9 protein-coding genes are annotated in these 7,077 nt (G+C 50.8%); 7 read left to right on the forward strand and 2 right to left on the reverse strand.

The features are described from left to right. Positions 1-138: 138 nt before the first annotated feature. Both AC0YN4_RS31480 and AC0YN4_RS31485 read left to right on the forward strand, forming a co-directional pair. Positions 139-1,458, forward strand: coding sequence for a glycosyltransferase family 4 protein (locus AC0YN4_RS31480; protein WP_475837606.1), 1,320 nt, complete (start codon positions 139-141; stop codon positions 1,456-1,458). Positions 1,459-1,483: 25 nt separating this feature from the next. Next, entirely contained in the window at positions 1,484-1,681 is a 198-nt protein-coding gene (locus tag AC0YN4_RS31485) for a hypothetical protein (RefSeq protein ID WP_475784755.1), read from the forward strand. 38 nt (positions 1,682-1,719) lie between these two features. On the opposite strand, the gene AC0YN4_RS31490 is transcribed toward AC0YN4_RS31485, so the two are convergent. Next, on the reverse strand, positions 1,720-2,349 hold the full coding sequence (locus AC0YN4_RS31490; RefSeq protein WP_475784756.1) for a DUF1796 family putative cysteine peptidase: 630 nt from the start codon (positions 2,347-2,349) through the stop codon (positions 1,720-1,722). 183 nt (positions 2,350-2,532) lie between these two features. On the opposite strand from AC0YN4_RS31490, the gene AC0YN4_RS31495 reads away from it, so the two are divergent. Genes AC0YN4_RS31495 through AC0YN4_RS31505 form a run of 3 tightly spaced genes read left to right on the forward strand, consistent with a single transcriptional unit; the run spans position 2,533 to position 4,373 of the window. Next, a complete protein-coding gene (locus tag AC0YN4_RS31495; RefSeq protein WP_475837607.1) occupies positions 2,533-2,868 on the forward strand; it encodes a hypothetical protein in 336 nt (111 codons plus the stop codon). 29 nt (positions 2,869-2,897) lie between these two features. Then, positions 2,898-3,959, forward strand: a complete 1,062-nt coding sequence (locus tag AC0YN4_RS31500; RefSeq protein WP_475837611.1) for a glycosyltransferase family 4 protein — start codon at positions 2,898-2,900, stop codon at positions 3,957-3,959. Positions 3,960-3,983: 24 nt separating this feature from the next. Then, the gene (locus AC0YN4_RS31505) at positions 3,984-4,373 is read left to right on the forward strand and encodes a hypothetical protein (protein ID WP_475784759.1); all 390 of its coding nucleotides are present in this window, start codon (positions 3,984-3,986) and stop codon (positions 4,371-4,373) included. A gap of 93 nt (positions 4,374-4,466) precedes the next feature. Here the strand turns inward: AC0YN4_RS31505 and AC0YN4_RS31510 are convergent, their stop codons facing one another. Next, a complete protein-coding gene (locus tag AC0YN4_RS31510; protein ID WP_475784760.1) occupies positions 4,467-5,381 on the reverse strand; it encodes an NAD-dependent epimerase/dehydratase family protein in 915 nt (304 codons plus the stop codon). A 192-nt stretch (positions 5,382-5,573) separates the two neighbouring features. Between AC0YN4_RS31510 and AC0YN4_RS31515 the strand changes: the two genes are divergently transcribed. Both AC0YN4_RS31515 and AC0YN4_RS31520 read left to right on the forward strand, forming a co-directional pair. After that, the gene (locus AC0YN4_RS31515; RefSeq protein WP_475837608.1) at positions 5,574-5,900 is read left to right on the forward strand and encodes a nucleoside triphosphate pyrophosphohydrolase; all 327 of its coding nucleotides are present in this window, start codon (positions 5,574-5,576) and stop codon (positions 5,898-5,900) included. Between the two features lie 38 nt (positions 5,901-5,938). Further along, complete coding sequence (locus AC0YN4_RS31520) at positions 5,939-6,721, forward strand: phytanoyl-CoA dioxygenase family protein (protein WP_475837609.1); 783 nt, start codon at positions 5,939-5,941, stop codon at positions 6,719-6,721. The last annotated feature ends 356 nt before the right edge of the window (positions 6,722-7,077 follow it).

Here is a 7,077-nt window from a genome sequence, read left to right on the forward strand (position 1 = left end):
GTTACAGGTTGGTAGACGGCTCCTCTTATATAACACGTGCGTTTCTCGACAGCCTGACCTGCTCCCATTACCGGGAGCAGGTTTTTTTGCTATACAAAAGCCTCCCAGTAAATAGTCCATTGACGGGGTCCAACCGTCGTGGCTCTTAAGATATCTCGTACATACGATGGTACTACGACAACGTATGACCACTTCCGCGCCGGAGCAGTTGTCCGGCAGCTGACGGATGCAGGGAGAGAGGACAGCATGAAGATATTGTTGGCCACCTTTTGGCAGGTTCCGCATGTTGGCGGCGTATGGAAGTATATGACGCAGCTGAAAGAGCGGCTTGAGCTGATGGGACATCAAGTGGACCTGCTCGGCACCGCTCCTGATAAAGTGCATATGCCGGGTCTGAATAAGGAGATTGCCAAGGAAGTGCTGCGTCCTCTGATCGCCGCCAAGCTAAGCGCGTCTCGTGTCTCGCAGATTCACGTGGACCCCTATGTGATGCATTGCGAATTTGAGCGCTATTATTTGGAGCTGGCAGCTGCTTATTTTGGGCTCGAACAATATGACATCATCCATACCCATGATATATTCGCCGCTAGAGCACTCGGACGGGTGAAGTCCCCGAGGACGGCACTTGTTGCCCATGTTCATGGCTCCGTTGCGATAGAAGTGACGATGAACTATCGATTAAACCCCCAATTAGGCGTAGCGGAGAACTCGCCGGCTTGGAATTATTTTAACGGCATCGAGCATTATGGTGCGACCTCAGGCGATGTTACGGTGACGGCGAACAACTGGCAGAAGCAGCTGCTATTAAACACGTTCGGAGTGCCGGAAGAGCGAATCAAGGTGTTTCCATATGGTCTGGACATCGACGCCTTCGAGAGGCAGGCAAGCAAAGGAACGACGATGCAGCGCACACCGGGTAAGAAAATCATTATATGCCCCGCACGCCTTTCGTTCGTCAAAGGAATTGACATCCTCATCGCAGCGCTGGGCATTTTGAAATGGACACGCCGAGATTGGGTGTGCTGGATCGTTGGAGACGGCGAACAGCGGGCAGAGCTTGAGCAGCTGACGGCAGCTCATCAACTCCAGCAGGATGTCTTGTTTCTCGGCGTTCGGGATGATATTCCGGGGCTGCTTCGGACATCCGATATTTTCGTTCATTCCTGCATACAAGATAATCAGCCCTTCTCTTTGATGGAGGCGCAGGTGGCAGGGCTTCCCTCCTTAGTGTCGACGGCAGGCGGACTCCCTGAGATGGTCGAGCATGAAGTGACAGGTCTAATCTCTCCCGTGCGCGATTCGGTTAAGCTTGCTGAACAGCTGGGGCTGCTGCTTGCCAATGACAGTCTCCGAGAACAGCTTGGACGAAACGCAAGAGCATGGGGCACCGCCCAGTGGTCGATGGAAAAGATGGTGGAGCGGGTACTGGACGTTTATCAATCCGTTATGAAGAAGTAACAATCGAGAAGTGAGGAGGGCAGCTATGCCGAATGAGAGATTCATGGTGAAAGGCGATTTGTACAACCGAATATTTGCAGACCAAACGCCGGATCCCGGGGTCATGGTGGACTATGAGGTGTGGAACCGAATATTGGCCGGACTCAGACTCGCGAACGGCGGCTACAAGCTGCCGGATTGGCCTGTACTCTCGACAATGGTCGATAACCAACAGAAGCCGTAACGATAAAAGGGCAATCCGATATGGATGCCCTTTCTCCATTACTCCTCATTGAGCGCAATTCCCTGAAAAATCTCTTTCCACAGCAGGTCGTTCCCATGCCATATTTCCTCATCAGGCAGTTGAATGGCGCATACATGCGGCAATGGCCAATGCTGCTGGGCGATACCGCTCACCGGTGCGTGATTCACAACCAACAGGCGATAGCTGCCTGCTACCATAGCGGAGAGAACGTCAGTCAGTTCCTTCGTCTGCTCCATTGTCGCTTCGGTACGAATGAATAGAATGTGGTCGCTCCAAGCGGCTTTTTCCAGGAAGCGGGCAACCCTGCGGTCGTACTTGGCTTTCACCTCGGGGTACGCGTTCAATTCCGGCGGAAAATTGTTGTGTGTGTAGAAGTCATGATTCGAGTACACGTTATATTCGGTCTCTTTGACATAATAAAGCTTCTCGCTTGCTTTGCTGATGACCTCCAAATGGCTGTAATCCATGAAGCGGGCGAAACGGTTTCGAAGCAGTCTGGTGACATCGGAGAGGTTCTGCGATTGCATCCAGTCCAGCGGGCCTGCGAATGGCCGAATCTCGTTAAGCTCCATTTGGATTGCCGGCAAACATAGGTCGCCGAGGCTGTAGATGGCGTCGTAGCTCCCCTTCAAGTCTACGAGTTGCATCGTCCACACATCCTTCCTTTCGTAGATAGACTCTATTTAGTTAATGCTGGTGATAGGGAATCTGCTTGGACAAATGGATGAGTTACCCTTGTTTTTGGGTGGCTGTCCGGGGCGGTTTGGCCCTTACGTTTGCCTCTGCTTCTCATACGATAATAGAAGAAAGACGTGCGGAGGAGGGAGTTCATGGCGATATTTCGGCTGGATGCCGCTGCTTTCGCGAGAATTGATTGCCGGTATATTGAGTTTATTTCATGGTCCATCGTCAATGACGGCGATGAAGTATTCGATTGCCTCGTGCACGTCTATAATAACGGGACTTTATTCTACGAGACGCTGCAGGAGATGGAAGCGCGGAAACAAATTGATTTGCCCCCGGTAGCGCCGAACTATGCACCGTTCAGTCTGCTGATTGTTACGAACTATTCAACGCATAAGCCGATGCGAATTAAAGCCGTACTTCGTAATAAAGGCACGCTGATTGCGACATTAACGGAGAAGGATTTTGATCGGCTGGATTGAGGGCTGAAGGGGGGATGAGGCCGTTGAAGGTGCTGTTTGTCTACTACCTGCCAAGCGGAGGCATGGACACGCTGAACCGAATAAGGTGCAAGGCGCTGCGGGAATTCGGAGTGTACGGGCATTGCCTGTACTACAAATGGGGGGCCGGTCTGCAAAATAGGGATGATTCCTCGGATGTACGCATTACGGATAGCGATATTGCCATTAAACAGCTGATCGATGCAGGCGGCTACGAAGCCATAATCGTCACGACGGACCATAAGAGTCTCACTCGTTTCCGGATGCTCGGTTATTATGGGAAGCTCATCTACGAGATTCAAGGCTATGGCCCCAAAGAAGATGCGAGGCAGGCACTCTCGGCGGCTTCGCCGGTTATAGCGGCCCATGCTTCAGCGCTGCTTAATCCACGCACCCCGCATATCGCCTCGATATTCCATGACTTGTTTCCGAATAAGCCGCAGTTTCACTTCAATAATTGCATTGATGCAGCTGCGTTCTCGTATCGGCCAACGCTTCTAACGGATGCATCCCCAATCATGGCGTGGCTCGGACGATTGGAGGATAACAAGAATTGGCGCGAGTTTCTGCAGATAGGCTATCGACTATCGCTTATGTATCCAAGCCTGCGATTATGGATGTTTCATGATCCCCATTTGGCAGATCCGGCAGAGCGGCAGTCGTTCGAACGGATTGTGGGAGAGCTTGGACTATGGGACCGTTTGACTGTAAGATCTAATGTTCCTCATTCCGAAATGCCGGATTGGTTTTCGATTATCGGAGATTCCGGGGGGTTCCTATGTGCCACTTCCAAAGTTGAAGGAGCTCCTTATTCAGTCTTAGAAGCGATGAGTTGCAGATGCCCGGTGCTGACGACGGACTCGGACGGCGTGTCTAGCTCGATCACTCACAATAGAACGGGAAAGTATTACACGCTTGGCAACGTTTCGGAGGCACTGAAGGAAGCGCGCGAGCTTATGGAGAACGCGGAGCTGCGAGAACGAATACGCGCAGAAGCGATGAGCTTTGTGCATGTGGAGTTTTCACCTCGAAAGTATGGTCAACATTTCTTGCATATGCTGCAAACCATCTAAAGGAATTGGAAGGGAATGTGCGGTATGAAATACTCGGATAAAAGCAGTGCGGATGTCGGCAGCTTCGAGCCCATCCTCGTAGGCCCAGAGCAGCTTGTTCTTACTTCGCTATGTCTTGATTCGATAGCGCCCGGTGACCGAGTAGTGCTGCGGTTTGAGGTGGGGTGGGAGAATCCGGATCTTGCGAGCTGGGACTCGGGCGAGATGGAGATCATGCTGCGTGAGGATAGCTCGGATGGCTTGGTTGTTTATTGGAATATGGAATCTTGTTTTGCAAAAGGAAGATCAAAGGAGCAGCTGACTTTCGTTGGAACCATTCCGCAGCGGCGCTACTACTTGACCGTACGTTCGAATGACGCGCGTGCGCGGATTACAGGTCCGTACACCCTTCAAGGCTCCGTATATGCACCGTGACAATCATACAGCCTCGTTCTTCACTCTGATCGCCTTCAGAGCTAAGAACGAGGCTGTTATTATTTTGCCGCACCTGCAGCTGCTTGGTTCGCTTCACGGCTCCGTCCAGAATCGGTACGTTTCACCGACCCCGCGCTCTATGCCGGTAATCGGCTCCCATTGCAGGATGTGCCGTGTTCGCTCGCATGACAAACAGCTGTGCAAGATATCTCCCGGTTTCGCCGGTCGATATAGCACCTCGATTTCACTGGGGTGTAGGTCTCGAAGCAGCTCAGCTAAGTGGTTAATAGACGTTCGGAGGCCCGTGCTTACATGAAGAGTTTCATGATCTCCGAGTTCCGCTGCAGCCAAATTTGCCGAGACAATATCTCCTACATAGATGAAATCCCTTGTATGGAGCCCTTCTCCGTTGATCACGAGCGGCAAACCTTTTACCGTTCTCTCTATAAAATTCGCGATGACGCCGCCTTCGCCTTTGGCCGTCTGACCGGGACCGTATACGTTGCCGTAGCGAAGAATCGTATATCCCAGCCCATAGAATCGGCTATAGAGGCGGATATATCGTTCGGCTGTCAGCTTGGACATTGCGTAGAATGATATCGGGTCCGTGGGATCCTGTTCGGTGATACGATCCCTTTCTAAATTGCCGTATACCCCTGATGTGGAGGCGAAAATCATTTTGTGAACGCCGGCTAGTATGCAGGCTTCAAGCATATTAATCGTACCTCCGACATTAATAGAGGCATCTCTGTTGGGATGTGCGATAGATCGCTGTACATCTGCCTGAGCGGCGAGGTGATAGACGACATCCGGCTTGACGGACGTTATGATTCGTTTTGCTCTACCGAATCGAATATCCTCTATATGAAGGCTTGCTTTCGGATGTACGCGTTCCGCCGAGCCTGACGAGAGGTTGTCGATGACATGTACTTCCGCTCCGCGCGCAATTAAACTTCTTACGAGATGCGAGCCGATAAACCCGGCCCCTCCTGTCACAACCACTTTCATGCGTCTGTTCCTCCCGCGATGGAATCCCGATGTTTTATCGTACGCAGTGATTGGGAAATCCGCATGGGGCACAAGCCTTGCGAAGCTGGTGTTTTTTATCCGGAATCTGTTTAATCTGTGTCATCATCACGGTATAATAGGCTCGAAGTGAGGAATTTATTAGAATTACTCCCTAAAGAAGGAGCCCTTTGTATGCCTACATACAATAAGCTGGTTCGCGACCGAATTCCGGAAATCATCGCAAACAACGGCAAGACGTGCACGACTCGTATTCTGGATGAAGCTTCATATCACGAAGAACTGCGCCTTAAATTATCGGAGGAGCTGCACGAGTACATGGAAGCGGAGGATAACGCGAGTGCCCTGGAAGAGTTGGCCGATATCCTTGAACTCCTTCATGCGCTCTCAAGTGTCCATGGCTTCAATGCGGAGCAATTGGAAACGATAAGAGCGGAGAAATCCGCTAAACGCGGCGGCTTTAATGAACGAATTTATCTGGAAGCAGTACAAGACGCTTAATCCGCGCAGTTATTCAAATTCATGAGGAGGAACCAGCAATGTCCCAAGATCAATTAAAGCTGGCAAAAGAAAAGTTCGATCGTGATGGCTATGCCGTCTATCCGGATGTTCTCGATGCATCATTGATTCAAGAAGCCCAGCAGCATGTGGAATGGCTGATGGAGAAGAACCCGGGGCTTCGCCCGGAGAACCTGGGTCACACGCTATTGGCGGATGATCCTTTCTGGCTTCGCCTAGTCAGCGATGATCGCCTGCTCGATATTGCAGAGCAGTATATTGGTCCGGATATCGCCTTGTTCGCTTCCCACTATATTAGTAAGCCGCCATTCGACGGCCGCCCTGTTCTCTGGCATCAAGATGGCAGCTACTGGCCGCTTGAACCGATGAACGTAGTCACATTGTGGCTCGCAGTCGATGACTCCCTGCCTGATAACGGCTGTCTGCGAGTGATTCCGGGTACACAAACGATGGAGCTTCAAGAAATGAAAACCAACACGACAACGGCGAATGTTCTGGAATCCGAAGTGGATCCTGCGCTGGTTGAAGAGGACAAAGCAGTGGATCTCATCTTGCGTGCAGGCGGCGTTTCCGTCCATCATCCGAGCATCATTCACGGATCGGAAGCCAATCACTCCCCGCTGCGTCGCTGCGGCCTGACGATTCGCTATATCCCAACCAGCACGTTAATTAAAGTGCCGCAGTGGCCTTCGGCATTCTTGCTGCGAGGTAATGCTGTATCGGGTATTAATGATTACCTGCCGTTCCCTAAATTTGATGAAGCTCGTCATATGCCGTTTCAAGGCAGTGAAGAGTGGAAATAATGCAGTACTGGAACATAGGAATGATGCGCGCTTGTTCTCGCAGGCGCGCCCTTCTATGAGATATATGGATTGTAAAATAATACCTGTTGCAACTGTGTAGACAATCATGTTATATTCTAATTCCGCCGCTGAGACATCAACAACGACGCGGTGAACGAAACGAAAACAAGTTGAAAAATAAAGCTTGCAATTATGTTTCGGAATGTGCTAATATCTAATTCTGGGTCAACAAACCTGGACATGAAATTTGTTCTTTGAAAACTGAACAATGAGCGACCAGTCAAATGGTCATAAATCGCGAAACTAACGTTTCGCAAAGCTAGTTTTTTGAATGAGCTAACAAGCGAATTCTTAAA

This window comes from Paenibacillus sp. J22R3 (genome assembly GCF_056269305.1).